The sequence below is a fragment of the Granulicella arctica genome (assembly GCF_025685605.1).
Taxonomy (GTDB): Bacteria; Acidobacteriota; Terriglobia; order Terriglobales; family Acidobacteriaceae; genus Edaphobacter; species Edaphobacter arcticus.
Genome location: NZ_JAGTUT010000001.1, coordinates 3,059,874 through 3,085,539, shown reverse-complemented (window position 1 = coordinate 3,085,539; position 25,666 = coordinate 3,059,874). Strand labels below are relative to the sequence as shown.

Annotated in this window: 24 protein-coding genes; 11 read left to right on the top strand and 13 right to left on the bottom strand. The window is 56.3% G+C overall.

The features are described 5' to 3' along the window. Positions 1–338 precede the first annotated feature (338 nt). Both OHL20_RS13165 and OHL20_RS13160 read right to left on the bottom strand, forming a co-directional pair. Positions 339–674, bottom strand: a complete 336-nt coding sequence (locus OHL20_RS13165; protein ID WP_263383638.1) for a hypothetical protein — start codon at positions 672–674, stop codon at positions 339–341. Between the two features lie 310 nt (positions 675–984). Then, entirely contained in the window at positions 985–1,605 is a 621-nt protein-coding gene (locus tag OHL20_RS13160) for a TetR/AcrR family transcriptional regulator (RefSeq protein WP_263383637.1), read from the bottom strand. Between the two features lie 79 nt (positions 1,606–1,684). On the opposite strand from OHL20_RS13160, the gene OHL20_RS13155 reads away from it, so the two are divergent. Continuing rightward, complete coding sequence (locus tag OHL20_RS13155) at positions 1,685–2,791, top strand: aldo/keto reductase (RefSeq protein WP_263383636.1); 1,107 nt, start codon at positions 1,685–1,687, stop codon at positions 2,789–2,791. A gap of 71 nt (positions 2,792–2,862) precedes the next feature. Here OHL20_RS13155 and OHL20_RS13150 read toward each other — a convergent pair whose 3' ends face one another. Together OHL20_RS13150 and OHL20_RS13145 are read right to left on the bottom strand one after the other, a co-directional pair. After that, positions 2,863–3,552, bottom strand: a complete 690-nt coding sequence (locus OHL20_RS13150) for a hypothetical protein (protein WP_263383635.1) — start codon at positions 3,550–3,552, stop codon at positions 2,863–2,865. A gap of 206 nt (positions 3,553–3,758) precedes the next feature. Beyond that, the gene (locus OHL20_RS13145; protein ID WP_263385009.1) at positions 3,759–4,385 is read right to left on the bottom strand and encodes a TetR/AcrR family transcriptional regulator; all 627 of its coding nucleotides are present in this window, start codon (positions 4,383–4,385) and stop codon (positions 3,759–3,761) included. A gap of 121 nt (positions 4,386–4,506) precedes the next feature. Between OHL20_RS13145 and OHL20_RS13140 the strand changes: the two genes are divergently transcribed. Both OHL20_RS13140 and OHL20_RS13135 read left to right on the top strand, forming a co-directional pair. After that, on the top strand, positions 4,507–5,310 hold the full coding sequence (locus tag OHL20_RS13140; RefSeq protein ID WP_263383634.1) for an SDR family oxidoreductase: 804 nt from the start codon (positions 4,507–4,509) through the stop codon (positions 5,308–5,310). A gap of 14 nt (positions 5,311–5,324) precedes the next feature. Continuing rightward, complete coding sequence (locus tag OHL20_RS13135) at positions 5,325–5,963, top strand: NAD(P)H-binding protein (RefSeq protein ID WP_263383633.1); 639 nt, start codon at positions 5,325–5,327, stop codon at positions 5,961–5,963. 784 nt (positions 5,964–6,747) lie between these two features. Here OHL20_RS13135 and OHL20_RS13130 read toward each other — a convergent pair. Next, complete coding sequence (locus OHL20_RS13130) at positions 6,748–7,584, bottom strand: DUF6624 domain-containing protein (RefSeq protein ID WP_263383632.1); 837 nt, start codon at positions 7,582–7,584, stop codon at positions 6,748–6,750. Positions 7,585–7,900: 316 nt separating this feature from the next. Between OHL20_RS13130 and OHL20_RS13125 the strand changes: the two genes are divergently transcribed. Then, the gene (locus tag OHL20_RS13125) at positions 7,901–9,100 is read left to right on the top strand and encodes a hypothetical protein (RefSeq protein ID WP_263383631.1); all 1,200 of its coding nucleotides are present in this window, start codon (positions 7,901–7,903) and stop codon (positions 9,098–9,100) included. A gap of 126 nt (positions 9,101–9,226) precedes the next feature. On the opposite strand, the gene OHL20_RS13120 is transcribed toward OHL20_RS13125, so the two are convergent. Beyond that, positions 9,227–10,300 carry an acyltransferase family protein gene (locus tag OHL20_RS13120; protein ID WP_263383630.1) on the bottom strand — a complete coding sequence of 358 codons (1,074 nt, stop codon included), beginning with the start codon at positions 10,298–10,300 and terminating at the stop codon, positions 9,227–9,229. A gap of 362 nt (positions 10,301–10,662) precedes the next feature. After that, positions 10,663–11,232, bottom strand: a complete 570-nt coding sequence (locus tag OHL20_RS13115) for a TetR/AcrR family transcriptional regulator (RefSeq protein WP_263383629.1) — start codon at positions 11,230–11,232, stop codon at positions 10,663–10,665. 89 nt (positions 11,233–11,321) lie between these two features. On the opposite strand from OHL20_RS13115, the gene OHL20_RS13110 reads away from it, so the two are divergent. Together OHL20_RS13110 and OHL20_RS13105 are read left to right on the top strand one after the other, a co-directional pair. Then, positions 11,322–12,188 (top strand): SDR family oxidoreductase, encoded by an 867-nt coding sequence (locus OHL20_RS13110; protein ID WP_263383628.1) that lies wholly within the window; start codon positions 11,322–11,324, stop codon positions 12,186–12,188. Positions 12,189–12,339: 151 nt separating this feature from the next. Next, complete coding sequence (locus OHL20_RS13105; RefSeq protein ID WP_263383627.1) at positions 12,340–12,666, top strand: hypothetical protein; 327 nt, start codon at positions 12,340–12,342, stop codon at positions 12,664–12,666. Between the two features lie 42 nt (positions 12,667–12,708). Here OHL20_RS13105 and OHL20_RS13100 read toward each other — a convergent pair whose 3' ends face one another. Further along, entirely contained in the window at positions 12,709–13,197 is a 489-nt protein-coding gene (locus OHL20_RS13100) for a hypothetical protein (RefSeq protein ID WP_263383626.1), read from the bottom strand. An 82-nt stretch (positions 13,198–13,279) separates the two neighbouring features. Continuing rightward, positions 13,280–14,287: an MBL fold metallo-hydrolase gene (locus OHL20_RS13095; protein WP_263385008.1), complete on the bottom strand. Its 1,008-nt coding sequence runs from the start codon at positions 14,285–14,287 to the stop codon at positions 13,280–13,282. A gap of 154 nt (positions 14,288–14,441) precedes the next feature. Here OHL20_RS13095 and OHL20_RS13090 point away from each other — a divergent pair, with 154 nt between their 5' ends. Together OHL20_RS13090 and OHL20_RS13085 are read left to right on the top strand one after the other, a co-directional pair. Continuing rightward, on the top strand, positions 14,442–14,975 hold the full coding sequence (locus OHL20_RS13090) for a GNAT family N-acetyltransferase (RefSeq protein WP_263383625.1): 534 nt from the start codon (positions 14,442–14,444) through the stop codon (positions 14,973–14,975). 21 nt (positions 14,976–14,996) lie between these two features. Then, on the top strand, positions 14,997–15,170 hold the full coding sequence (locus OHL20_RS13085; protein WP_263383624.1) for a hypothetical protein: 174 nt from the start codon (positions 14,997–14,999) through the stop codon (positions 15,168–15,170). 383 nt (positions 15,171–15,553) lie between these two features. Here the strand turns inward: OHL20_RS13085 and OHL20_RS13080 are convergent, their stop codons facing one another. Continuing rightward, positions 15,554–15,766, bottom strand: coding sequence for a hypothetical protein (locus OHL20_RS13080; RefSeq protein ID WP_263383623.1), 213 nt, complete (start codon positions 15,764–15,766; stop codon positions 15,554–15,556). 23 nt (positions 15,767–15,789) lie between these two features. After that, positions 15,790–16,425 carry a DinB family protein gene (locus OHL20_RS13075; protein WP_263383622.1) on the bottom strand — a complete coding sequence of 212 codons (636 nt, stop codon included), beginning with the start codon at positions 16,423–16,425 and terminating at the stop codon, positions 15,790–15,792. Positions 16,426–16,957: 532 nt separating this feature from the next. Here OHL20_RS13075 and OHL20_RS13070 point away from each other — a divergent pair. Continuing rightward, positions 16,958–17,467, top strand: coding sequence for a DUF2062 domain-containing protein (locus tag OHL20_RS13070; protein ID WP_263383621.1), 510 nt, complete (start codon positions 16,958–16,960; stop codon positions 17,465–17,467). A gap of 27 nt (positions 17,468–17,494) precedes the next feature. Here the strand turns inward: OHL20_RS13070 and OHL20_RS13065 are convergent, their stop codons facing one another. Both OHL20_RS13065 and OHL20_RS13060 read right to left on the bottom strand, forming a co-directional pair. Beyond that, positions 17,495–17,950, bottom strand: coding sequence for a hypothetical protein (locus OHL20_RS13065; RefSeq protein WP_263383620.1), 456 nt, complete (start codon positions 17,948–17,950; stop codon positions 17,495–17,497). Between the two features lie 430 nt (positions 17,951–18,380). Continuing rightward, positions 18,381–19,403: a hypothetical protein gene (locus tag OHL20_RS13060; protein ID WP_263383619.1), complete on the bottom strand. Its 1,023-nt coding sequence runs from the start codon at positions 19,401–19,403 to the stop codon at positions 18,381–18,383. Between the two features lie 541 nt (positions 19,404–19,944). Between OHL20_RS13060 and OHL20_RS13055 the strand changes: the two genes are divergently transcribed. Continuing rightward, positions 19,945–21,684: an alpha-amylase family protein gene (locus tag OHL20_RS13055; RefSeq protein WP_263383618.1), complete on the top strand. Its 1,740-nt coding sequence runs from the start codon at positions 19,945–19,947 to the stop codon at positions 21,682–21,684. A 283-nt stretch (positions 21,685–21,967) separates the two neighbouring features. Beyond that, complete coding sequence (locus tag OHL20_RS13050; protein WP_263383617.1) at positions 21,968–25,258, top strand: TonB-dependent receptor; 3,291 nt, start codon at positions 21,968–21,970, stop codon at positions 25,256–25,258. Positions 25,259–25,666: the final 408 nt, after the last annotated feature.

The following is a 25,666-nucleotide window of genomic DNA, read 5'->3' as shown; positions in this document are numbered from 1 at the left end:
TGTTTAGGAAGCAGCCGCACCTTGGCTATTGCAGAGTAAACGCACCGTAGAGTTGGTATGTACGTCGGCTGCCAAGAGGGATGTAAACGTTCCTCAGAACGACAAATAAACAGTAATGAAATATACGCAAGAAACAAAACAGTGCAAGACGACGTCCTTACGCTTGTGAGGACATCGTCTTTAGCATGTCAGGACAAGATCGACCAGCCGATGTTAGTCCTCACGATGCTTTGGTTATCCGTGAATATCAGCTTACAGTCGCACCGTAGGATGAAGCGTCCGACATCCGGCCCTCCGGTTCCTATCACCGTGGAGCCTCACTTGACCGGACCACCATTCTAAAACCAGACGAGGTCCCCTGACGGCCGATCTTGGGAAACAGGCTCTTCATCGACGCGGGAGCGGGTAAACTCCTGGCTGAAATCCGCGGTTGCAATGACGCTCGAATATGACAAGGGATCACTTCCGAGGACTACGAATGTGTTCTCGTTCGAGCCCGGGACGCCTGCAACCGGTGGATAGAAGGGGTCAACGTCTTTCGCCGCATTGGCAGTGCTGTTTGGAACACCGACCACGTTGGCGCTTCCGGGATCGGGCAGATAGACATCGCCAGTCACTGGATCGGTCGCGATAACGGTCCATACGAGGTATGGATCGAGTTCCACTTGGCCCAAAGGTCGAGATCAAATCGGCGACGTTCAACTGGCTCAACGTATGTTGCGAAAGTTGGCCCGCACGGGTAGCGGCAAGAAAGGAAACGACTGGTCCCAGGTTAATCTCCAGATCGTTCCCCACTCCGGTATTGAGACGGAAGGCGTGTATCAGATCACCCACTGCAAAGGGGGTGATCTTGGGGACGGCAGGAGTGGTTGGAGAAGTTGGGAAGGTAGGAGCAGTCGGCGCCTTGCCACCGCCACCGCCTCCACTCCTTCAGAGCGGGTTAAGGTACTTTATTTTTTGAAAGGATAGATCCTTTGAAGCCCTTCAGTTCTGGGCTGGCCATGCCAGCATGGCCGTTGACGAAACAGCCAATAGTTTTTCTCTCGACGCACCGTCACGAGCCAAAGTGGACATTCCTTGAATGACTGCCATGATGTGACCCGCCAGCGCCTCTGCGTCGACCTTTGGCTTCAGCTTGCGTATCGATCGGTCTTCAACAATTTTATTTCTAAGCCGCTTCTCGACTTCAAACCGTATATCGCGTAAAGCCTTCTGCACATCCGCGGCTGCAGCAGAACAGCTGATCGCCGAGCTCGCCAGTAAACATCCCGCCGGAGTGCTGTCACCGGTGAACCCGATGGCCGAGGCCTGCAACAAGCCGACAGCTGCTTGGCGCGCAGTCGTTGCTTCGCCGATGACCGACTCGGAAGTGATAGGGCCAGAGGTGTAGAGACGAACCGTCTCGAGAAAAAGCTGTTTCTTGTCACCGAACGCAGTGTAGAGGCTTGGTGGGGTGATTCCCATGGCTTTCGTGAGGTCATTCACGGACGTGGCTTCGTAGCCGTGTCGCCAAAACAGCAACATCGCCTGATGAAGCGCGGCGTCGCGATCAAAACCCAGGGGGCGTCCCGGCTTGCGAATTGTGCGTGCTGTCAACGTTTCCATAGTCATTACTATGGAACACCTTGACGTTCGCACGCAACTCGTATGTACTTGGTTTCGTAGTGAACACTAAGGAATACTGATGACTCTAACGAACTATCACACCTTAGGCCGCTCAGGCCTCGTTGTTAGCCCATTCACTCTCGGCACCATGACTTTTGGAACCGCCCGGTGGGGACTGGATGTAGCTGGATCATCAGCCGTCTTCAACGCTTACGTTGATGCGGGAGGTAACTTTGTCGATACAGCGGACGTTTACGCTGGTGGCCGCAGCGAAGAGATGCTGGGGAATTTGATCACTGAGCGAAAGCTTCGCGATCAGATCGTCGTGGCGACGAAGGCCGGTTTCGCCGCGGGTCAAGGCGTGCATACCGGGGGCAACGGAGCGAAGCATCTGTATGCGGCGCTCGAAGGTTCGCTGAAGCGGCTGCGTACCGACTACGTGGATCTGTTCTGGGTTCATGTGTGGGATTCCGTTACGCCCGCGGAAGAGTTGCTTGAAACGATGACGACACTAGTGCGCGCCGGCAAGATTCGATACTGGGGCATGTCCAACGCGCCGGCCTGGTATGTATCAAAGCTTGCCACGCTGGCCGTTGTGCGAGGAGTTTCTGGCCCTGTTGCGCTGCAATACTTCTACTCCCTGGTAAACCGCGATATCGAGGATGAGCACATGCCTGTGGCGAAGGAGTTTGGCATGGGCATCGTGCCGTGGAGTCCTCTTGCTTATGGCTTGCTGACCGGTAAGTACGATCGAGCTACAGTTGAGGCCGCTCCCCCGCGCACGGGCGGTTTGCCGCGCGACGCTGCAACCGCAGGCGCCAAACGTCCAGAGGGTGACAAGCGGCTTGATGGAGCGAATCCCTTTGGTGATTCGCTTTTCACGCCGCGCAACTGGAAGATCGTCGATGAACTCAAGAGGGTTTCTACAGAGGCCGGGGAGAGCCCTGCCCGTATGGCACTTGCATGGGTATGCGGGCGAGCGGGGATCACGTCGACTCTGATGGGAGTCAGCCGATCCGAACAAGTCGCCGACAATGCAGCCGCCCTGGACGTAGTGCTTTCGAGTGAGCATCGCGCAGCACTCGATACAGTGAGTGCATCGAGCGATCCACGAATGCTCTACAGCCTCTTCACACATGCGTTACGCCAACATGTTGTGTTCGGGGGCTGCTCAGTCGAGGGATAGACCGCCTCAGTCCACCGTCTATGCCGGACCGAGCGTCAAACGCATTCAGCGCAGCGGTGAAACCACGGGAATCATGCTTGGACGGCTATGGGGAGAGCTGGGGATTCGGGGCGGAAGGCCGGGGGGACGGACTTCGGGATTATTTTTTTCTGAGGTCCAAAGTCTTGATTCGGGGTGGGATAGGTCTGGACTTGTTTGTGGTCGGCTCGGTCTTTGGCGAGAGTCTTTTGGGTTGCGTCCCATTGGGCGTTGGCCAGGGCGATGGCTTCGTGGGTGGTGGTGTATTCGACGGTGGGGCGGGGGGTCTGGACGGGGGTGTAGTCGGGGATGGGGTCTTCGATGGAGGCTTCTGGTTCTGGACCGGGGGCGAGGACACCGAGGGTGGGGTCCTGGATGAAGTCCTGGACGAGTTCGGTGGCGGCGGGCATGGACCTGGCGTGACGGGCGGCGCGGGCGAGGTTGGCGCTGCAAACCGAGAGTCCCTTGATGAGGGCGGTGGCGTGGCGGTCGTCGATGCCGTTCGAGGCGAGCAGGCGAAGGACTTCGGATAAACCGCGCTGGATGGCGTGGAAGTCGTCGGGTGCGGGAAGGGCGATGAAGGTGATGCCGTGGACGGTCTTGTGGGCTGCTGGCTGACGGCTGGCGTGGTGGTAGAAGCAGAGCTTCTGGGTGCGGAGGGCGGGGCTGCCGCACTGGTGGCCGTCGGTGAAGATGTGGCGGCACTGGTAGGGCTTTTTGGCTTCAGACGTTGTTTCGGACATGCTGATCTCCCTTGTTGCTCTGGTTGGGGTGCTGGTTAAACGCAACAAGCCCGGCTGGGTAGCCGAGCTTGTGATAATTCCTACTAACCTAAGTGTATCACAAATGGCTAACTCGTAGGCCAATGTGTCAGAAAAAGGCGTAATTGCCGAAAACGCTGACTTTGCGGGAACTCCGCCAGGGTCAGTAAACACAACGGCGTTTGTCGTTACCGATCGTCTTCGATAAGGTCAAGGCGAAGAACCAGCAGGATCGCCTCAGTGACCAATCCTTTTCGAAGTGATCCTTGCATGCTTGTTCTTTGTAAGGAGAGCCCCGTCGTCAGGCCCATGATGATCTCGGCAAGGTTCTTGGGGTCAGATGGTGGAATACGTTTTAGCTTCGCGAACAGCTTGGTCACGAGTCCGGCCATAGTCTCGATGTGTGTGCGGTGCAGCTTGCCATAGGTCTTTGCGAACGTCTTATCTCGGCAGGCCTGCAACTGAAACTCAGCCGAGAGAAGTCCAAAATCGAAATCCGAAGCGCCTTCGCTCTGAGTGTTGCGGATGAGCGAGACAAGCTCCGACCCGGAAACGTCTCGCACAAGAAGCTGTGCCAAAGCTTCGATCTCTCGTCGCTTGTGTATATCGAGAAGCTCAAGAAAGATCGCTTCCTTGCTTTCGAAATTGGAGTAAAACGCTCCCTTGGAATAGCCCGCATTCTCAGCTAACAGGTCAACAGACGCGCCTTCATAGCCGCCTCTTGCAAACAATTGTGCTGCGGAATCCAGAAGTCTTGTCCTGGTTTCGAACCGGCTCTCCTGCCGGGTCAGTCTCTGCCTGATCGCCTTCGCCACGTTCTTAGCATACCGCACGAAAACTATTTGCAACTCAAATACTATTCGGTATATCTATACCAATGAAGATATCGGCCAGTTTGTGTCGATCGGGTTGGACTAAGTCCGACCAAGAAAGAAGATGATGGCAAAGACAATATTGATTACAGGTGCATCGAGCGGTATCGGGCGGGCCAGTGCGCTCTACTTCGCAGAAAAGGGCTGGAGTGTAGCTGCGACGATGCGCGACCCGCAGAAGGCCGATGCCGCGCTTCAGCAACCGCAGATCAGTGTATTGGCTCTGGATGTCACAGATGGGAGCTCCATTGCGAACGCCGTAGCCGCGACCCTGGCTCGCTACCAAAAGATCGATGCCTTGCTAAACAACGCGGGCTATGCCTTGTTTGGCCCAATGGAGGCAAGCGACAGCGAGCAGATTCAACAGCAGTTCGCGACAAATCTGTTCGGCTTGATCGAAGTCACGCAGCAGGTTCTCCCCGTGATGCGCGCCGCTGGCCAAGGCCTGATCCTAAATGTCTCATCCATCGTGGGCCGTCTGGCGCTTCCGTATGCTTCTTCTTACGTCGCAACAAAGTTTGCAGTGGAAGGCTTGAGCGAATCGATGCGTTATGAGCTTGACCCATTTCACATCCGCGTAAAGCTCATCGAGCCAGGCAGCATTCTTACCGAGTTCGGCAAAGGCAGCATGCAGGTTGCGACGAGCGAACCCTACCAGGTGAGCATGAATAAATTTCTCGGCGTCTTCACAAAAAGTAATGCCAGGGCAGCGAGTCCGGAAGACGTTGCGAAAGTTATCTATCGTGCCGCGAATGATGCGTCAAACCGGCTGCGCTATCTAGCCAAGCCCGGCCCGCTCTTCTGGTTGAACCGGTTCTTGCCCGATGCAGCATGGCGGCGTCTGTTGGTGAAGGCAATGGTGAAATAGAAGGGGACTTTACGATGAACTTACTGTTGCTGGGTGCCACGGGGCTTGTGGGTAGAAATGTGTTGGCGCAGGCTCTTGCGAATCCCGCCGTCATCCGTGTGATCGCACCAACCCGCCGTCCGTTGGAACCACATTCAAAGCTCACAAATCCTGTGTCCGAGCGCCTGGAGGCGTTGCTCTCTGAAGAGATCAACCGAGGAATCGACGGGGTCGTCTGCTGTCTGGGAACGACGATCAAGAAAGCAGGTTCGAAAGAAGCATTTCGCGAGGTGGACTACGAGCTTCCGTTGAAGTTTGCGCGAGACGCGCATCAGCATGGAGTGGAAACGTTTGTCCTTGTCTCAGCGAGCACTGCGTCCACCAGCTCTGCGATGTTCTATTCCAGAATCAAAGGGGAAGTCGAGCGGGACATCGGGCGGGTGGGCTTCAGATCACTGACCATCGCTCGGCCCAGCCTAATCGGCGGTCAACGAGACGAGCCACGTTTCATGGAGCACATTGCACTGCAACTCCTGCGGGTTCTTGCGCCAATTCTGCCGAAAAAGCTCCAGATCAATCCCGCTGAGACGATCTCTGCCGCATGTCTGAATGCTGTCATGGCCAGCGATCCAGGGTTCTATATCCGCAATGCCGAAAGCCTCGTCGCCGGTTGATATTGGGAAGTCGGCTTATCGCCAGTGATCAGTGCATTCCTGCAAAACGGTGGTTTCGGAAACTTCAAAAATCAAGTTGCCGAAACCACCGACTTTGCGGGAGCTTCCTGAATCAAGCCATCAAACGCGCAAGCACCACAGTCGTCAAAACGAAGAATATTGCTGGAACCGCAAGGGTGCAGGTCCAATTTCCGACCCGGCTTGGTCCCGTGTAACGAGATACCGAAGCCCAGGGACTCGTCGGAAGAAACGATAGCGTCGCCGAGATCCACCACATTGCAAGCAGGCAGCCAAGGAGCGAACCTATCGGGATTGTGACTAGAAGCCCCATGTCCCCTTGGGCCGTGTTGCAGGATTGACCTTGACCGAGGCAGCCGTACCAAAGACTGAGAAACAAAGCGCTGGTACCGCAGAACTCTCCCGCAATGCCTCCCAGCAGTCCAGCAATAAGATACTGCAAGCGGTGCGGCTTAGCCGCAATTGAGAAGACCACTAGTGTTGGCACACAAGCTATGAGGATCGCTATCCACGAGAACCAAAGAGAGGCAGAGACACATGCTATAAGCGTTTCTCTAAGAATCATGTTGGCTCCCCGTCCGAGATCCTATTTTAGGCATGCCACGCGGAATTAGTTGCTTGTTCGCGCAAAACGGCGTTTTCAGCAATGACGATCAAATTTGCTGAGACACCAACGTTCCAAGAACTTCTTCTACGGCAAGAACATAGACGTTTGGATCTTGAGCGGACACCTAAATCGTCAATGGCGGACGCTTCGTCATGGCCACTAGGGTGCCCCGTAAACGTCAGCTATGCTCCAATCCTTCCCTTTCGTTATAGGTGTCATATACGGACCGATGTTGGCGCCTTGGCGAAATCTTTCGAGATCATCTTCGATAGAGGGCAAGCCAATCTGAGCTCGGCGGTCGTCCGCAGCCGCCATGTTATCAATCAGCGGCCAATAAAGCTTTGCTGTGCCCGGAGTGGCGCCCGGCCCCATCACAGAGCCATAGATCTGCGGCTTGCCTGCTACGTTGGCGAGGCGATCGCACATGTGGGCATAAAGCCTTGGATTGAGATGATCCTCTCGAAAAACTCTCTTGATCGTCGGGAGTTGACTTACCCTCCAGGCGTTGTCGTCATCAGCGTGGCCGAAGAGGAAGAAGAAGTCTGCGGCGGCTTCGTCGCCCACAGCGACCCTCCGCGGCCAGCCATCTCCTGCGACGATCGATTGAACGTGTGCATCTGTAGATTTGCGGAACCTGGCATAGCGCTGAACAAGCTCAGGAGCGTCGGGCATTCGGGCCCAGAGTGCATAAACCGCCGAGTCGTAGAAATTGGGATTGTGATCCTGTACTCCTGAACGCTCAACATAAGATTTTTGGGTCTGCTGAAATGCAGGATCCAGCTTGGCCTTTTCGAGGTCCGCCAGAAACGCCTGGTCTTCGTTGAACAATTGAATAATCGCCCGGGCAAGCGCCTCGTTATGAGTTGTCTTCGAGATGTCCGGGGGAGCCGACAATATCTGCTCAACACGTACGGGTGGAAGTGCATTGGCTGAAGAGATTGCCAGTGCCGCAAGGAGCAAAACGGCAAGCTTCTTAGCTGCCGGACTACTGAACATTCGTAGCATCTCTCGTTCTGTACGACTACTCTACTCAATTTGTTCCATTCAATGGGCTGTGAGCAGTTGGCAGTGTTCCATAGTGAACGCGAATACTCCTGTTATGTTCGCCCCTCTAAAAGTAATGATTTCTCTTAAATGATTTGCTCCGTCAAAGCGTTGTTTGCGGCAATAACGACTCGCTCGGACGGTCGGAACATTCGTCATTGCCGAAAACACGGACTTTCCAGGCTGTTGATCTGTTTACCAACTAAACGGTGTCTAATATCGCATGGTTCATTGGGCTAGATCGACCCGAGTGTTACGAGGCCTCACTTTGGGCCTGATTGTGTCTTTCGCTCTGCTCATTCTCATCCTTCGCATCGAGACCTACCGCTTCCAGCACAAGGCCGAGCGGATGATGGAAGACTTCCAGTCAATCAATCTTCGCCATAGTACTTGGCCCGACGCGGAGGGCCTTATCCGGCGTTGGGGAAAATACGGTAGCTATCAGGGCGACTGCACTGGTTCCTTCTGTCGCTACACGATTGCCCTTCAAAGTCCCCAAGCAGGGCTCGAAATCCGACTCTTCAAACATCTGCATCACCGTTTCGTTCTAGCACCCGTCCATATATTCTTTGCCACCTGCCAGCATCTTGGTGTCAGGTCCGCGACCCTGCGAGCATCTATGGTCGTTCAGGACAATGTTGTTGTGCGGAAGAGTGCTGTCTTTAAATACGACGTTCCCGATGCGTTTTCCCCTGGTTCCGGATACTCGCTAATTGCCACCAGCGGCGCTTCCAGTCGCCTCACGACCTTGGATGGTTGGCCCCTGATCAACAGCGAGCAACTCGCCGAACACTCGTTCTATGGCTTTACCAGACCTGGCGGCTGCTCCTTTTGCATGATGGTGAACGTGGCCTTCACACGCGATACCCCTGATCCCGAGATGCGTCGGCTAACCACCTTCGATCTTGGCTGTATTACTCGCCTCCTCCACCCATGCCGCAACCTCGAAGATATCTACCCAGCATCCGAGAGGTGGCACTTATACGACGGCACCGTTGGAGGCCGTCCAGCACCGCCCGATCAAGCGATGCACCAGGATTCGACGCTGCGCCTTGCCTGCCATGTGCCCATCCTGGCACGCGGTCGCGACGCGGACCAAATCCTCAGCGTCACTCCAGTCAATGAAGCTCAGAAGCGGAAACCCGGCGAAGTCAACGAAAAGGCTAGTGTCCGTCTTGAGAGTGTCCTCAAGGGGTCAACGCGGTACAAGACTGGTGAGGTCTTCAGCGTCACGGACCGTTCCTACAGCCCTTACACCCCCCTCCAAATCGAAACCCCGCTCACTCCTGGCAAGCGCTTTCTGCTTCTGTCTATGCATCCCGAATACAAATCTGAGCCGCTCGAACTCGACCGTTGCCTCGTTGTTCCCGACACCGCGGAGGCGAGAGCCCAGATCCAGCAAGGTGTTGCACAGAACGACAGCCTTCGGTTTCCAGACCCACACGCTTCTGATTTCATTCCCGAATAGCTGCATTTCATCGACCGTTCTGAAACTCTCCGAAAACGGGGTTTTCGGCAACTTCAAAAATTAAGTTGCCGAAACCACCGACTTTGCGGGATTCAGGGACATCTTTCACCAGAAGGGCGTTTACCGTTAGCTACGAGAAGCAGAGGTGACTGATCTGGAGCGTAGAAATGCCCGGATCGGAAGGTCGTAGAAGATCATCACCAAGTAAGCGAAGGCAGTCAGGAGGAGGACACCACTGACCACGACGAGTGTAAGGTGCACCGCGTCGGGCTTAAGGCGTTCGTAGTACTCCCCAAAGCTCCAGATCACCGCGTAGTGCGTCATGTAGAGCGGGTAGGACATGTCACCTGCAAACCTGCAGAGCTTTTCTGCGCGGGGCCCCAGCGTCGCTCCTGCGCCAAGGACGACCAGCAACGGGAAGTAGACGATGATCACCGCTGCTTCCCGGATCCAACCACCTGTCGCATACGGCATCATGAAAGCGAGCAGCAACAACACCGACAGAGCGCCGAAGCCGAGCTTTGTGCGGATAATCCATCCGGAGCGGTGCACGAGCAGGCCGGCCAGGAAAGAGAAACTGACGCGAGCGGCGCCGGTCCAGAAGGTCTTGCCGTTAAAACCTGCCCAGAGATTGCCGGCAGCGTAGCCCACAGAGCAGAGGACAATTGCGGCAATGACGGTCGCCACGCTCAACCAACGACGGCTCCATCGGTAGAGCACGATCGCGTAGATGAGGTTCGCAACATACTCCCAGAAGAGTGACCAAGCCGGTGAGTTCAGGCTGAACAAGCTGTGCCCGCGCTCCTGCATCACCGGGTACGGAATGAGGAAGATCGAAGTAACGAATATCAGGACAACCCGACCAGCGCTGTACCCCAATGCACCCAGGTGAAAGGGGTCCACCAGCAAGGTCAGCAGGCCGAGTACTGACCCGAAGACGACCAGGGGATGCAAGCGAATCAGGCGCACTTTCAGGAAGTCCCACAGACCCATCTGCTCGAGACGATTATCGTAGGCATAACCGATTACGAAGCCAGAGAGGCAGAAGAAGAAATCGACCGCCAGCCATCCGTGGCCGATCCAGAGCTTGCTGTAGTTTCCGATGACCATCTCCATGAAGTGGAAGGTGACCACGGCCAGGGCTGCTACACCTCGCAACCCGTCAAGAGCAAGAAAGTGCCGCTTCGTTGTCGGAATCATCTGTGTCGATTTTCACATAGGTGGTAGCTGCCCCGTCGCACTCTCATCGAATCTCGCGCGTTCAGCGTGCGGTCCGAGACGGGAACCCGGCTGGCTACTCAGCGTTAGCTTCTCATTTTGACGGTGAAGGATGAAATGCCTCCAACCCGACAATAGGCCGAGTAGGCCACCGAGAACGGGAAGCCAGGATGCTGAAGAGCCATGAGCGGCTGAAGAGACAGGACCGAAGTAGATCAATCTTTTCCCTTCGTCAAGCATATAGGTCTCTTCGACTCCCACTCCCTAGAAACCGGATTTGCGGTGACGTCAACTGGGCGGATAGCTGGGATGCCGAAATGGCGGGATGTTCTTGGTACAGCGACTTAGGGTTTGGGCGAGTGACTGGCGGCGGCCGCAGTGAGCCAGGCATTGAGGCCGAAGTTGAAACTTGCGTCGGGCTTTTCAGACCCGAACACGTTGGCGGCTTCGAGTTCGACGATCCCGTGCAGAAATGCCCATAGGGCGATTGATGCCTCATTGACGCGATCCGGCCCTGTGAGGGTAATTACGTGGCTGGCGACGAAGTTCCAGAGGTCCTGGTGGGAGGAGGCTTTTTCATCTTCGGGGCCGCAGGGTAAGAGCAGCAGCTCGTAAAGATTCGGGTGTTTGCGGGCAAAGGCGAGGTAGGCGCGGCCTATGCCACGGATGGCCTGCTCGGGCTCTCCCTTGCGGATGGCGCGCTGCATGGCGGCATGGAGGAGACGAGACACCTCGTTGGCAACGGCAGATTCCAGCACGGAGCGATCGGCGAAGTAGCGATAGAGGGCGTTGGGTGCAAGCTCGAGCGTGGCCGCGAGCGAGCGCAGGGAGAGACCACGAAGTCCCCGTTCCTCGAGCTGTTCGATGGCAGCGGCGAGGATCGTCTCGCGGTCAGTTTTGGAAGGGTAAGCCATGATTATCACTGTACATCTTGACCAGCGCTGCCGGAAGATGTACGGTGAACATATTGAAGATGTGCAGTGTGCATCTTGGAGGGAGCGTTATGGGGACAAAGCAGAGTGTGGTGATTACAGGGGCGTCGACCGGCATCGGCTGGGCAACTGCGAAGTTTCTTCTGGGCAAGGGCTTCCGTGTGTTTGGGACGGTGCGGACGCAACGCGATGCAGACCGGCTACAGGCTGATTTCGGCGTGGACTTTGTTGCGTTGCTGGCAGATGTGACCGATGAGGCGTCGGTTCGGCGGGCGGCAGAGCGAGTCGGCGAGATGCTGGGCGGAGGGAGGCTGGCGGGGTTGGTCAATAACGCGGGCATCGTGGTTGGCGGCCCTCTGCTGCACCTTGAGGCCAACGAAGTGAGGCGGCAGATGGAGGTGAATGTGGTGGGTCCGTTCGTGGTGACGCAGGCCTTCGCGCCGCTGCTTGGGAGCGATCCGTCGAGGACCGGACGGCCCGGCCGGATTGTGCAGATCAGTTCGGTCTCAGGCGCACTGGGGGTGCCCTTTGTCGGGGCGTATGTTGCTTCGAAGTTCGCCCTCGAGGGCATGTCGGAGAGTCTTCGGCGGGAGTTGATGCTCTACGGGATCGATGTAATCGTGGTGGGGCCGGGCGCGGTGGTGACGCCCATCTGGGACAAGGCGGCGGCAGAGGATTTTAGCCGGTTCGACGTGACGGATTATGGTCCGGTCATCCAACGCTTCCTTGCGTTCTTCGAAGTCGAAGGCAAGAAGGGACTTGCGCCGGAGGCAATTGGCCGCTCCATCTATCACGCACTTACGGTGAAGAAGCCAAAGGTACGGTATGCCGTGGTGCCGCAGCGGTTCAAGAACTGGACCATGCCGATGCTGCTGCCAAGGCGCATGGTCGACCGTTTGATCGGGAAGCAATTCGGATTGATGCGGAAGGCCCTGTGATCTCTGAGCTGCAGCAGGTTGGCAGACAGATTGTAGAAGGCGCTGCTTCGCGGGCTGTCGGTATTCCCGAAGGAAACGGTCAGGTTTCCTTCGGGAATGATAACTAGAGAAGCGAAAGCAGCGCGGTTGCGGTCTTAGTGAGCAGGATTATTTGGGTGGCAGACTTCGACGGACCGCTGGCGGACTGCGCACTGCGCATGGGGCGGTTGCTTGGGAGGCCGGAGGCGGTTGCGGGGATGAGTCCGTCGGCATTTCACCGGCAGTTCAAGACGATCACGTCGATGACGCTGCTGCAAAATCAGAAGCAGCTATGGTTGCTGGAGGCGCGGCGGCTGATGTTTCGGATGCGGCGAACGTGGAGACGGCGGCGTTTCAGGTGGGCTATGAGAGTCCGTCGCAGTTTAGCCGGAAGTATTCACGGATGTTTGCGGTATCTCCGCGACGGGACGTTGCGGCGTTCAAGCGGAGCGCGGCCTGATGCTTCTTACACACCGCTACTAACGCAGGACGGAGGCAGTATCTAGGCGGCATTCTTATGGAATCGTTCGCGTAGATCTGCGGGCAGCTTTCGCTGGAGGACGGTGCCGAGATAGCTTGGCAGGGGCGTCGTGATGGCGACGAGCAGCCAGAGGAGGGTCGAGAAGACGACACCGGCGACGGCTACAGCTTCCATCGAGATGAAGACGACGGAGTGCCGCAGATGGAGGTGAACCTGGCTGATGTGGACGAGGGCCTCGACGCGGTTCATGACGACGGCGGCGAGCAGGAAGGCAAAGATGGAGAGAGTGCTGACGGAGATGAGGAGAACGTCTACGGTGCGGTGGAGGCGCTGCTTGGAGCGGCAGTGGCCGCAATCTTCGAGGTGCTGGTCGTAGTCCGTGCGCATCTCAGGCGAGAGGGCGGAGATGTCGTAGCGCCAGCCTGAGAGGATAGCACCGACGACGGGGTCGATGCAGGGTGATGCAGGTACGCGATGTTTGCTCGGAAATGGCGTAGGCGAAGTATTCATAGTGGGCAGCCTCTAGTCTATCTCGTTTGATTCCAGCGCAGGCAGCGAAGATTCATCCGTAGTTAACAGACTTGATTGCGCCCTAAAGGTGAATCGGCTCCAGCGGGATGGCCTGCTGGGCGAGCAGAATCCGATTACCGAGCAGGGTCATTCTGTCGCCTATGGCCCGCTCGGCCGAGATTCGGGCGAGTTCCGGTGCGTTATTGGACTCCGAAAGATGGCCTAGAACGATGTAGGCGGCGCCGCCGTCGTAGTCGCGCTGCAGAAATTCGGCGGTCGCATCGTTGGAAAGATGGCCTACACGGGAGAGGACGCGCTGCTTGACGGACCAGGGATAGGGGCCGTCCCGGAGCATCTCGAGGTCGTGATTCGACTCCAGGAGGAGGACGTCGATGCGCTTAAGGGCCGACTTGACGTTGGGTGGCATGTAGCCGAGATCGGTGGCAACGGCCATGCGGATGCCTGCGGCCTCGAAGACGAAGCCGCAGGGGTCGGCGGCATCGTGGGGGATGGTGAAGGGTGTGATTTCGAGGTCGCCGATGGAGAAATGGGTTCCGGCCTGGAAGTATTCGACGGCTGGCAGGTGGGCGGGATTAGCCTTTTCTTTTGGCGGCAGGGCCTCCTGGGCTTCGGCGTCGCAGGGCTCTTCTTCAACGGGAAGCTCGAGGGTGGCGTTTGGGTCGTCGGAGCGGCAACCCTCTGCTGCTGATAACGCGATGCCACCCCATGCCTCGCTGGCGGCGACTGCGGCTGCGCGGGTCTCTTTTTCCTGCTGGATGTGATCGAGCCACCTGGCATAGGACATGGTCGTTCGCGGCGTGAGCATGCGGACCCAGGCACGGTGGGTCGGCTCGGTAAAGAAGACGGGGATGTTGAGCTTGCGCGCGAGTACGGCGAGGCCGGCGACGTGGTCGAAGTGTTCGTGGGTGACGAGGATGGCGTCTAGTTTTTCGGGATCTTCACCGGCAATCGCCATGCGCTTCAGGAGTTCGCGGCAGGAGAGGCCGGCGTCCACCAGCACGGTCGTTCTGGAGCTGGCGATGACCGTGCTATTTCCCTTGGAGCCCGAGGCGAGCACGGTCATGCGCATGAGGTTAAGATACGCGGTTTGTTCGCCTGACGCGAGTGCTTCCGAAGGCTCCACGACCCATTTCTGAGGAAATCAGGGCCCCTTTATGCCTCCCTAATGGCTTGCGGCATGAAATGAATCATGCCGGCAGATGGCGTGCCGGCAGGAGTGGTTCATGTTCACGCGCCCCGCGCAGTTACAGGATGCTTCCCAGATTTACCAGTTGGTCGGCAGCCTCTGCCACGACGGAACTCTGCTTCCCCGCTCTTACAACGAGATCTGCTGCAATATAGAGACCTTCACCGTGGTGGAAGCGGATGACCATTCCTTTGCCGGATGCGCTGCGCTTCATGTCTATGGACAGCACCTTGCGGAGGTCCGGTCGATCGTGGTTCGGCCCGAGATCAAGGGTCATGGTGCCGGCGGATTGCTGGTTGGTGCGGTGCTGGCGCAGGCAAGTGCGCGAGAGATTCGTTGCGTGTGTCTTTTTACGCGCATCCCGGAGTTCTTCGCCCACTATCGGTTCCACATCGCTGAGCATGCGGCGCTCCGGGATAAGGTGTTGAAGGATTGCCTGCAGTGCCCGCGCCGGAATGCATGTGACGAGACGGCGATGGCGATCGGCGATCTTCCTGCTGCAAGCAGTATGGAGGCGCTACCGGTCTGGCTGACTGCGCCGCAAGAGAAGCTTGTCCAGCTACACGTTTAGTTCATCTCGGAAGGAGAGGTCATGCGTTATAGCAGCTTGGAACATCGTCATCCTGTGGCACCACCGATTGGATTCAGCAGCACGCCGGTTCGCCGGACGACACCCTGGAACGATGTGTGCGATGAAATTATTGTTCCTGTGGCTTCGCTGCTTGCTGTATTTCTGGTGTGCGCTGCGGTGATTGCATTCAGTTGAAGTTACTGCTCGGGTTAGGGCGGTTCGTCTTCCGGTTATTGATGGTGGGAGAAAGAGGTGCTGGTTTTGAACAGTTCTAGAGCGAAGTTGCCGAAAAACCATGACTTTGCGGGAGCCTCTCTGGAATGCCTGGCTGCTACGATCTATCGTCCGCCGATTACGTGAGCGTACAGCTGTAATTACTCATCGTGAAGCGCTGGCGGTATATGACGGGTAAAGTCACAACTGTCCTGGAGCAAACGGGCAAACACCACTTTCTCGTCCATGTGGCGGTAGAGCACAAAGTGACGTGGGGATTTCACCCGTTCCCCGGCCACTCGTTCGGGCTGAACATCGAATGATAGACATAGGCGTGGGGTGCGAGGTCAGGACGCGAGGAAGTCTTAGGCACGCGTCGTGCGACGTGGGGCTCTTCCCTCTTCGATCGCATCGTTCACGAAAGTATCGATTTCACCAGCGGACGATGGCGAAACACCTTCGCCTCGGTCGAACGCCGCAAAAGACTCATCAGTCGCACTATGCAGCCATTCCACCTTCGCCTGCTCCTCAGCTTCGATCTCGATGACCTGCGGCGAAGGGGATAGCGGTTCGAGCATGTTGCGTTTGTGTCAAGACGTTCTCAACCGGTGGGTGCCTTGTAACCCGGAGTGCGCTTGATGAGGAGGTCGATCTGGCCGGCGTGGTGTGATTCATGTTCGCAGACGTGGAACCACTTGCAGAAGTTATTGGTTGGACCCCAGGGCCAGGTCTGATCGATTGCCAGGAACCAGGCGTCGTCGCGCTTCTTGAATTCGGCAAGGGACTTTTCGCGAACCTCTTTGAGGTGATTGAGGTAGAAGTCGAGGTCGTGGCCCTTGATGGTGGTGCGGCCGCTGTCGCCAAGATTCATGGCGGGGTCCCATCGCTGTTTGATGTCCGCAGGCCAGCTATCCCACTTCATTCCGTCGAAGGTGTTCATCTGGTAATAAGTCTCGGTGGCTGCGAGGTGCAGGAGGAGTGCGCCGATCGAGTTGGCGTCCTTGTCGAAGAGCCAGTCGAGTTGGGGCTGGGTCAGACCTCGAACAGGGCTGGTCACCGCGCGTCGCATCCAGGTGAGCTGCGAGATGAAGGTACCAATCTGCGGGGTGTAGCCGGGGCGCGGACCGAAGACGTTTGGCAGGGTCTCGGGTATAGACGGTGCGGCATAGGCCAAGCCTGGCAGCATCAATCCAGCAGCAGACGAGGTGCGAACAAAGGAGCGTCGGCTCGTAAACATGAGTAGTTACCTTTCAAATGAAATGGGAAGCAGGCCGCGTGTCCGCGCAAGTATACGGCCTTGTGAGCTCGTTACTCTGTGTAGATTTCTGGGCTACGGAGTTGCCAACAACAACGATTTCACGGGAGCCTGGTCAACATGTTGATTTCAAACCAATCATCTATCGGTCTTCACAAATCCTGGTCGAACGCCAAAAGCTTTCGCCTGAGATACGCTAACGAACCGGCGTCGCGCCGTGAGTCGAACCACTGCGCAAACAATAAATGCCGATCGGTAGCAACAGCAAGCAAATCCTGATCGTTAGACCGACATCTGGAACGACAGTCAAATGCGTCTTGACGATGAGATCGAGCAGGTTCAACACGATTCCCAATCTCGCCATGGTCTCCACCATAACCAACCAGACGCGGAGTCCGACTAAGAGCCATGACGGCGTTTGCGGCGACAACGATGAAGGGTCGACCTAACATGTCGATATGGCGGGAGCTTTCGGTCACAACCGAACGGCAGACGCGGCGCATCCCATCTTATTGTGCTTGTGCCTGAGTCAGTCCGAGAGTTCTTTCGTTGCCGCGTACTCCGCCCTCTGTTGCGTCAACTGCGGGGTGGGGTGTCGCCTCGCCGGTTAGCGTGGAGTCTGGCGCTCGGGATCGTCATCGGCATCAATCCATCTGTGGGTATCACCACGCTCCTGGTGGTCATGCTTGCGTGGGTCTTCGGCCTCAATCAGATCGCCTCGCAGGTTGGTGCACATGCCATGACGCCGCTCCACCTGCTCCTGTTCATCCCGTTCATTCAAGTGGGCGTACACCTCTTTCATACACGGCGCCTGCCGCTAAGCCGCCAGCAGATCGAACATCTGAGCCACCATCCCTGGCGTTTGTTTCGTGACATCTGGCAGTGGGAATGGCACGCACTCGTTGTTTGGGGAATTTTTGCAGTGATTACGATGCCGCTGCTGGCGATGTACCTTCGACGAGCTTTGGTACTGCTGATGCGGCGCCATCGGACGCTGATGCGTTCGCGCCCGGCGTTGCACTAAACTGCAGCCGTGCAGACGTACGAACCACTATGGCGTGGCGTAGATGGTGCCATGCGAGGGCAAGGATACCCCCACGGCTGCGCCGACGATAGCGCCGAGAGCCAGGCCAACGGCGGCTCCGGTGCCCTTGCCTTTAACGAAGCCATTGGACTCCCATGCGGCGGCGAGGATAGCGGCACCAGCGCCACCGCCGATTCCCGTGCCGATGAGCGTATTTCGCAGGCGGTGCTTGTTTTCCATGAGCTTGACGTAGCGGACATCCTGCCTTCGAACACTCTGATCGCCGGATGAGAATCGGAGGGAGATGGCGTCGTCGGACACGGCGGCTACCGTACCGTTGTGCTTCTTGGCGCCGATGTCCAGCACCTGGACCTTCTGACCTACCTGGAGAGCCATGACGCTGGACCATGCGTCTTTACTGGACTGAGCCAGCAGAAGATCCGGGATAGCTAAGAGTAGGAACAGGCAGAAGAGTCTTCGCATCGAGCAACACCTCTTTCATAAATTTGAGGGAGGTTAGCACGGTGCGTACGCGATTGATTATGAAAGTTGCAACGTTGCTTCTACGTCAAGGGCGACCCTGGTGCTGCTCTGCGAACGGAGGTGGCATTTCGGAGACCTGGAAGCACGGTAGACGTCTACTAAGTGCTCGCAGGGAGGCAGGGGGCTTGGACACTGGACTCATAGTGCGGCGAGTATGCCGGGGAGGCAGGTATGAGTCAAGAAAATTTAGAGGCAGTCTTCAACGATTTGGAAGAGAGATGTGAAGACTGAGAATGCAGGTAGCCATCCCCGCTCAAGGCGAAGAGGAGATACAGCAACCACCAAGTAGGCCAAGCCCAGAATCACAGCACCGCTCCTCTGTATCAAAGAATCATCGTGTGCGGCTCTGTTCACAGGTCTGTCTCCGTAATCAGATCAAGCGGTCACTCGATCTGATTACGGACGGAACTTTTGGAGCTTCCGCGCGACCTAACGGAAGCGGCCAGGGCGCAGGCCCGACACCAAGGAAGGCATGAAGCATCGACCGGCCGGAGGTCTTCCAGCGCTTGATGATTTCGTAGACGATGACACTTGCGTAGGTGACGGCGATCCAAACGTAGATCTCTTCAACGGGGAGGAGTGACCAGGCAGTGATGCGCACGCCGAGCATCTGCTGCGGACGAAAGTTCCACCAGCCATACGGCAAGGCAAGTGTCACCTCCCAAAGCAGACTGGTCACGAGCATCATAAACATGGTGAGGCTGAGCGCACGCCAGTTGATCACTGGACGTGCTGTCGGAAGGAGAGCCGTTGAAGGTATAAACGCGCAGAGAACGAGAAAGACGAAGTAGCCGGGAAACTTAGTGGGGTCTTTGGCGATGTACCGCTCGTAGAACAGCGCTGCCAAGAGCAATGCTCCGCCCAGAATAAACGACGCCGGATGAAAGCGCAGCAGGCGGTCGAAGGTGATGCGTTGTTGCGAGAGAGCGGGAACAGTGTAGGCCGAAAGCCAATACTCATCCAGCCAGATGTAGAGAAGAAGGACGGTGACAAAGCCGAGTAGGTAGAAGGCATATTCCTCAAGCGGAACGGACTGTCCAAGGGCGGGGACCTTGATACCCAGAGTGGCGGACACGTTGGGATAGATAAAGAAGTATTGCGCGAAAAAGAAGTCAAGCGCTCCGCCGAGAGGAAAGAGAAGCGCGACGCTCCAGCCAAAAGCCCGGCGCGAAAACTTGAGGCCTTCCTGCGGAATGAACCAGAAAAGAATAGATGCTGAAGGCACGATAAACAGAAGCAAACTCATGGCATATCCGTAGGGCGAGACGGAAGGGGTTATCTGCACAGGTGGGGGGCTGGTATGGACGGTCTGGAGGGTCAACGTCGCGGGGATGATGACCATGGCCAGCATCGCCACCGTCATGGAGAAGGCGGAAGAAAGAAGGTTTCGCATACGACCTCAAATGTAGTCATTGGGCCCACTGCAGCTTAGCAGTTGCGGGGCTTGTGGCATCCTGACGATGCGACTTTCTCGAAACTGCGTTTATTGTTGAGGAGCGCGACGTCCGCCCAGGCGACCCGCCTGGAGAGGAGCTAGACTAACAGGCTAATAGCACAACAGGGCAGGCAGAGCAGAATAGTCTGCGGTACAAGGAGTAGCTACATTGCAACTCTTCTTGCATTACGTCATTTCCTCGTCAAATTCTCAGGAGCCAAGCTCTGCTCGGCTGTACAAGTGTGTGAAGCGTGGTGTCTTCTCTTTGCTCTGCTTACTCTGTGTCACGACTCAGGGTCGTTCGCAGCTCAAGACGGCATCAGACCACCCTGTCGCGAGCCTTCATGCAGATGGTGGCACCTTAGCGAATCAGGCAATAAGTGCAGAATGGAACATGCACGACGGCCACTTGACCGAGATGTCAATCAATCAGCCTGGTCTACATTCAAGGATTGAGTTAAAGGGACCGTTTATTCTTCAAATGAAGGATGGGAGGGTTGTGGATGCAGCCGATCTGACCCTTACCGGACCACCACAGGTTGTTCAGCTTGCACCCGATACATCGTCTGCCCGGTATGCTGAGCGCCTTCGCGGAACCTTGGTTCAGTACCGGATGGCTGATCCGAAAGGCCGTTTCAATCTGGAGTGGTCGCTTGTTCTTCGAGAGGGTTCTCGATATATCCGGCAGCTTGTAACGATCACAGTCGGTGACGAACCCCTGCAACTTTCCGACGTTGTTCTTCTCGATGTCCGTTCTCCATCGATTCGGATGGCCGGAAGTGTTAAAGGCAGTCCGCTCCTTGATGGCAACTTCTTTCTTGGATTCGAGCATCCTCTTTCGCAATCAAGTGTTGTCGGCGATCATGCGGTAAGCGAACTAAGAAGTGGTGTGCCAATCGGACGACATCAGACTGCCACTTATTCCGCTGTCATCGGGGTCGCAACGCCTGGGCAGATGCGTCGCAGCTTTCTCACCTATGTTGAACGCGAGCGGGCGCACCCGTATCGCACGTTCCTGCATTACAACAGCTGGTTTGATATCGGCTTCTTCTCACCGTACTCTCAACAAGACGCTTTGGACCGGATCGAGTCTTTTGGAATCGAGTTGAATAAGAAACGATCGGTAGTCCTCGATTCGTTCCTGTTCGATGACGGCTGGGATGACCACGAAAATCTTTGGAAGATCCGGAGCGACTTCAAGAATGGTTTCACGCCCTTAGTACAAGCAGCGGCGAAGTATGGAACTGCTCCGGGGGCATGGCTCTCACCATGGGGTGGGTACGGGCCGCCAAAGGCTGAGCGTGTCGCTGCAGGCAAGAGAAGCGGTTACGAGGTCGTTGACGGCGGGCTTGCGTTATCTGGACCAAAGTATTACGAACGGTTCCATGAAGCTGCGAGCGAAATGGTCACGAACTACGGGATCAACCAGTTCAAGTTCGATGGCACCGGCAATGCAGATCAGGTTGTCAAAGGAAGTGCCTTTAGCAGCGACTTCGATGCAGCTATTCACCTTATTCGCGACCTCCGTAAGCTGAAGCCGGATCTTTTCATCAATTTGAGCACTGGGACCTATCCCTCGCCATTCTGGCTCTTTGACGTTGACTCGATCTGGCGCGGCGGTGAAGACACAGAGTTTCTTGGCGTCGGGTCCAGTCGCGAACGCTGGATCACCTATCGAGATGCAGATACCTACGACGAAATTGTCAAAGGTGGCCCGTTGTTTCCTCTGAATTCGGTCATGCTTCATGGCATCGTCTACGCGCAACGAGCGCCATATCTTTCCACCGATCCTGGCAGTGACTTCGCCAACGAAGTCCACTCGTACTTTGGCTCTGGTACACAGCTGCAGGAGATGTACATTACTCCTTCTCTTCTGAAGCAAGCTGATTGGGATGTACTTGCGGAAGCAGCAAAATGGTCCCGTCGGAATGCTTCTATCCTGGTTGATACTCACTGGATTGGCGGAGATCCGCGATGGCTCGAAGTGTATGGATGGGCGGCCTGGTCCAATGGAAAAGGAATTCTTACCTTGCGCAATCCAAATGATAAAGCGCAAAGTGTGAAGCTTGATATCGCCTCTGCATTTGAACTGCCTGTCGGGGCTCCTCGTCATTACAGTGCGCATAGCCCATGGCTAGCCGATCGTGCAGATTCCGTGATTCCGCTCACGGCAGGCGTTCCGCACACCTTCTCTCTGGCTCCCTTTCAAGTGATTACGCTTGAGACAAGTGCTCCCTGAAGAACTGGCCGGATCTCAGTAGGGTAAGGCAATCCCCACCACCTCGGGTCAGCATTCGACATGAGAGGTTTCGCCAAGATCGAAACGCAGGCATACCTGTGCCATTCAAGCTTCGATTGCTAATGGTCCTGCTTGCGAATCTTTTCGTAAGCTAATGAAAAGAGATTTCCCGCTTGCAACGAAGGCGAACGTAAGTGATAATAAGCGTTCAAAGAATTAGAAACCTGATTGCGTAACAAGGCATTTTGTTTTTGCTGTGCATGATGTTGCTTTCAGGAGGGTGATGAATATGCCTGCATTCGTGATGTCTCTAACCAGACCTCTTTCTTCTTTTGCTCTGCGGATAGGCGCGGCGCTGTGCCTGCCTACAGACTTACGAAAGCTGTCACTTGCACTGGCGACGGCAATAGCACTCCTTGCGGCTAGCAGTGTCAGTGGCGCGCAGACTGTGAGTGCGACCCTACGCGGTACAGTGACAGACGCCGCGGGCAATATGGTTACGTTCGCGCACGTACAACTCCTCGAGCCGGCCACCGGTCAAGTTGTCCGCGAAGTGAGCCCCGGGGCGACCGGCGAGTATGAGTTCGACGAACTGAAACCCGGAAGTTACCGCGTGCGATGTTCAGCCTCCGGATTCAAGTCGTTCGAAGCGCAGAATGTGATCCTGGACAGTGGTCAGATCAGGCGCGTCGATGCGATGCTGTCGGTGGGTGAGACATCCGAAACAGTGACGGTGAGCGCGGGCGCAGCAGTCATTAATACCGAGTCCGCAACCATCTCAGAAACTTTTACCGCGGAGATGTATCAGGAGTCGCCGCAGGTCACACCCTATCCTTCGACGTACAACCTGTTGACGACCTTTAGCGGAGTGCAGGGCGGTACGGGAACGCCGGTTGTGAATGGGCAGCAGCAGTCTCAACAATCGCAGCAGTTTGACGGTATTCCGAACGATCTGCAGGGCGTCCAGAGTAACAACGCGAACTTCTTCGAACAAGTCTCAGCGTCGCTGATGAATGCACCCGCAGAGAGCGCTGTGCCGGCGTTGATTAGTGAAGTGACCAAGCGTGGCGATAACAAGTTCCACGGCAAAGCAACGTATCGCATCTATGACTCCGTGTTTGATGCAAATGGGTACTTCAATCAGCAGAAGTCTGCGTTTCTGCAGCATGAGTGGGATGTAGAAGCGTCAGGTCCAATCTGGAAGGACCACACCTTTTTTTACGGTGGGTACTTTGGGCAGCGGATTCCGCTGGGCTATACCTACCAGGCAAGCGTGCCGACGACCGCGTGGCGCAGCGGTGTATTTTCGACGGTGATTATCGATCCTTCAACTGGCCTGCCGTTTGCGAACAATACGATTCCACAGAATCGTATTAGTTCTGTAGCGTTGGCAGTGCAGAACAATTACCTTCCGGGCGAGAACACGAATCTCGGCACGCCGGTGAATAACTTTACGACGCATTTTCCGTTCAACAGCGATCTGTATCGCGGCGACTGGCCGATTGTGCGAATCGACCACAACCTGACGAAGACCAACTCGCTATACGGGCGATGGCTGATGCGGCAGACACCGTACGTACTGAACAACGGCTTGCCGGATCTGATCTGGACGCGGTTCCGGCGTCACCAGCAATTTGCTGCAGGCGATACGCAGATCTTTGGGCCGAAGGTGGTCAACAATCTGCGGTTCGGATTTTCGATTGACCATATTGTGGATGGGCAGACGGAGGCGGGGCAGACTCCGTCAAACGGAGCGCAGGTGCTGTCGACGATCGGACTCCAGGGGGCCAACCCCGGCAACACCGTAGGGCAGGGCTTCCCCGAGATCGACATATCAGGGTTGACCTCGTTGAGCAATGTGCCGGGAGGAACAAAGGCGAACAATGACATCCTGAACATCAATGACACGGTGGACTGGCAGCTTGGACGGCACGTCATTCGAATTGGTGGCGGCGTGCAGCACTTCGATACGTTCCAAGGCGCGGTACCGAACTACGGCACGTTCACTTTCAATGGGACATATACCGGTAATGCTTATGCAGACTTCCTACTAGGACTGCCGCAGCAGACGCAACGACAGGCTCCATTGACCGGCCGCGAGCTAGCTCTGACAGAGTGGAATATCTTCGCGGAAGATACCTATAAGCTGACGCCAAAACTGACCGTGAACTACGGCCTACGATGGGATCTGTACGGAACGCCAAGCGCGTCGGATCACCTTGAATATAACTTCGATCCCACGACCGGCAACATTGTGGTGGACCCTCAAGCTGTCTCGAAGGTAAGTCCGCTTTATCCATCCAACATCACTGTAGTTGGGGGACAAGTGCAGGCGATTGCGGACAAGACGAACTTCGCGCCTCGTGTAGGTGTTGCATACTCGATGGGCAGTCACCAGGTCATCCGTGGTGGCTATGGCCTCTATACATCGCGGTTCGATAGCGGTTCCGGCACGTTCAATAATTTTCTACCGATCAATCCGCAGCTCGGTCAGACGGGGCCATTCTCAATCAGCGAGGTGTATCAGAACGTAGTGTCCCCGGGAACGCAACCGCTGCTGCAATTTCCAAATCCGTTTCCGTCAACGACGGCGACTGCGCAGGTTCCGAGCCAGGCAGTGACCGGCTATCCACGGCAGGTCAATCATGGGCATATTCAGCAGTTCAGCGGGACCTATGAGAACGAACTGGCCCACATCGGCTTGCGAGCATCCTACGTTGGCTCGCGGAGTTCGGGGTTGAACTACATGGTGAATACCAACCTGCCCCAGCCGAGCACCACGCCCTTCGTTGCGAGCCGTCGTCCCTACTCGCAGTTCGAGAGCACGACGGAGCTGCGGTACGACGGTGGCGCGCGATATGACGCGCTGCAGATCGAGGCCAAGCGGCGGCTGGGTGGCCTGGTGTTTGATGCGAGCTACGCGCTTTCCCGAAGCCAGGCAAATTTCCTGGATACGGAGAACCCCTACGACGTGCTGAGCCACTGGGCAAACGATGGCGTGACGCGTCACCAATACGCGGTGGCGAGCGTGGTGTGGGCGCTGCCCTTTGGTAAGGATCATCAGCTCTTCGCCGGAAATGGCGCTGGGGTGAAGCGACTTGTTGGTGGGTGGTCGGTGAGTGCTGTGACCTATATCGCATCCGGCCTTTACTTTTCACCTTTCTTTGACGGCGTTGACGCTTCTAACACTGGAACGGTTGGTGGGTTGCCCGACCGGATTGGCGACCCGAACAAGGTGCCGGGCGGCAAATCCATCAGCAACTGGTTTAATCAGGCGGCGTTTGCCGTTCCTCAGTCAGGTCACTTCGGCAACGCTCTACCGAACAGCCTGGAGAGCCAGAACCTTTACCAGACCCAGGTCTCGCTCACGAAGTCTTTTGCAGTTACGGAGCGGGTGCATTTCACATTCAATTCGCAGATCTCCAACCTTTTCAATCATCCGCAATTCCTCAATCCCAGCGGTGACGTTTCGGTAGCTGCCGGAAACCAATTCACGAGCCAGTTTGGGACCTTCGATTCGCTTGAGACGGGGCAGCAGCGGCAGATCACCTTTCAGGGTGGTATCTCGTTCTAACAATGGGCCGCAAAGCAGAAGCTACCGGGACCGCCAGAGGTCCCGGTACGACACGTTGAAAGACCTCAAAAAGAGTCTGACGATGCGACACGGGTTGCTCCCCCCTTCTATTGACTAAATGAAACAACGATTAAGATTGCCCCTGTCCATAATTACTGGGGACAAATCCTGAGATTGCTATTAGGATCATCTCTACTCCTAAGTAGCTTACGTTGGGCTGTTCGAAACGACTTGTTCGTTTCAGCTCAACCTTCTGCGTCTGGATCGATTTTTTGTTCCATCAATCTGCCCTCTTTGCCGCGTGAGCGAGCTTCTTCCAGTGTCTTGCGCACTTCACTGCTGTTTTCTTCCCTTCTGCCTGAGGCCCCGACACGCGCAATGCGTGCCTCCGGCCCAGCGATTAGTACC

Excerpts from the sequence above, each read along its gene's own strand:
- OHL20_RS13110 (WP_263383628.1), top strand. The coding sequence starts at position 11,322 with ATGGGGACAAAGCAGAGTGTGGTGATTACAGGGGCGTCGACCGGCATC.
- OHL20_RS13050 (WP_263383617.1), top strand. The coding sequence starts at position 21,968 with ATGAATATGCCTGCATTCGTGATGTCTCTAACCAGACCTCTTTCTTCT.
- OHL20_RS13100 (WP_263383626.1), bottom strand. The coding sequence starts at position 13,197 with ATGAATACTTCGCCTACGCCATTTCCGAGCAAACATCGCGTACCTGCA.
- OHL20_RS13135 (WP_263383633.1), top strand. The coding sequence starts at position 5,325 with ATGAACTTACTGTTGCTGGGTGCCACGGGGCTTGTGGGTAGAAATGTG.
- OHL20_RS13080 (WP_263383623.1), bottom strand. The coding sequence starts at position 15,766 with ATGCTCGAACCGCTATCCCCTTCGCCGCAGGTCATCGAGATCGAAGCT.
- OHL20_RS13065 (WP_263383620.1), bottom strand. The coding sequence starts at position 17,950 with ATGCGAAGACTCTTCTGCCTGTTCCTACTCTTAGCTATCCCGGATCTT.
- OHL20_RS13075 (WP_263383622.1), bottom strand. The coding sequence starts at position 16,425 with ATGTTTACGAGCCGACGCTCCTTTGTTCGCACCTCGTCTGCTGCTGGA.
- OHL20_RS13140 (WP_263383634.1), top strand. The coding sequence starts at position 4,507 with ATGATGGCAAAGACAATATTGATTACAGGTGCATCGAGCGGTATCGGG.
- OHL20_RS13150 (WP_263383635.1), bottom strand. The coding sequence starts at position 3,552 with ATGTCCGAAACAACGTCTGAAGCCAAAAAGCCCTACCAGTGCCGCCAC.
- OHL20_RS13130 (WP_263383632.1), bottom strand. The coding sequence starts at position 7,584 with ATGTTCAGTAGTCCGGCAGCTAAGAAGCTTGCCGTTTTGCTCCTTGCG.
- OHL20_RS13160 (WP_263383637.1), bottom strand. The coding sequence starts at position 1,605 with ATGGAAACGTTGACAGCACGCACAATTCGCAAGCCGGGACGCCCCCTG.
- OHL20_RS13115 (WP_263383629.1), bottom strand. The coding sequence starts at position 11,232 with ATGGCTTACCCTTCCAAAACTGACCGCGAGACGATCCTCGCCGCTGCC.
- OHL20_RS13060 (WP_263383619.1), bottom strand. The coding sequence starts at position 19,403 with ATGCGAAACCTTCTTTCTTCCGCCTTCTCCATGACGGTGGCGATGCTG.
- OHL20_RS13120 (WP_263383630.1), bottom strand. The coding sequence starts at position 10,300 with ATGATTCCGACAACGAAGCGGCACTTTCTTGCTCTTGACGGGTTGCGA.
- OHL20_RS13090 (WP_263383625.1), top strand. The coding sequence starts at position 14,442 with ATGTTCACGCGCCCCGCGCAGTTACAGGATGCTTCCCAGATTTACCAG.
- OHL20_RS13155 (WP_263383636.1), top strand. The coding sequence starts at position 1,685 with ATGACTCTAACGAACTATCACACCTTAGGCCGCTCAGGCCTCGTTGTT.
- OHL20_RS13095 (WP_263385008.1), bottom strand. The coding sequence starts at position 14,287 with ATGCGCATGACCGTGCTCGCCTCGGGCTCCAAGGGAAATAGCACGGTC.
- OHL20_RS13085 (WP_263383624.1), top strand. The coding sequence starts at position 14,997 with ATGCGTTATAGCAGCTTGGAACATCGTCATCCTGTGGCACCACCGATT.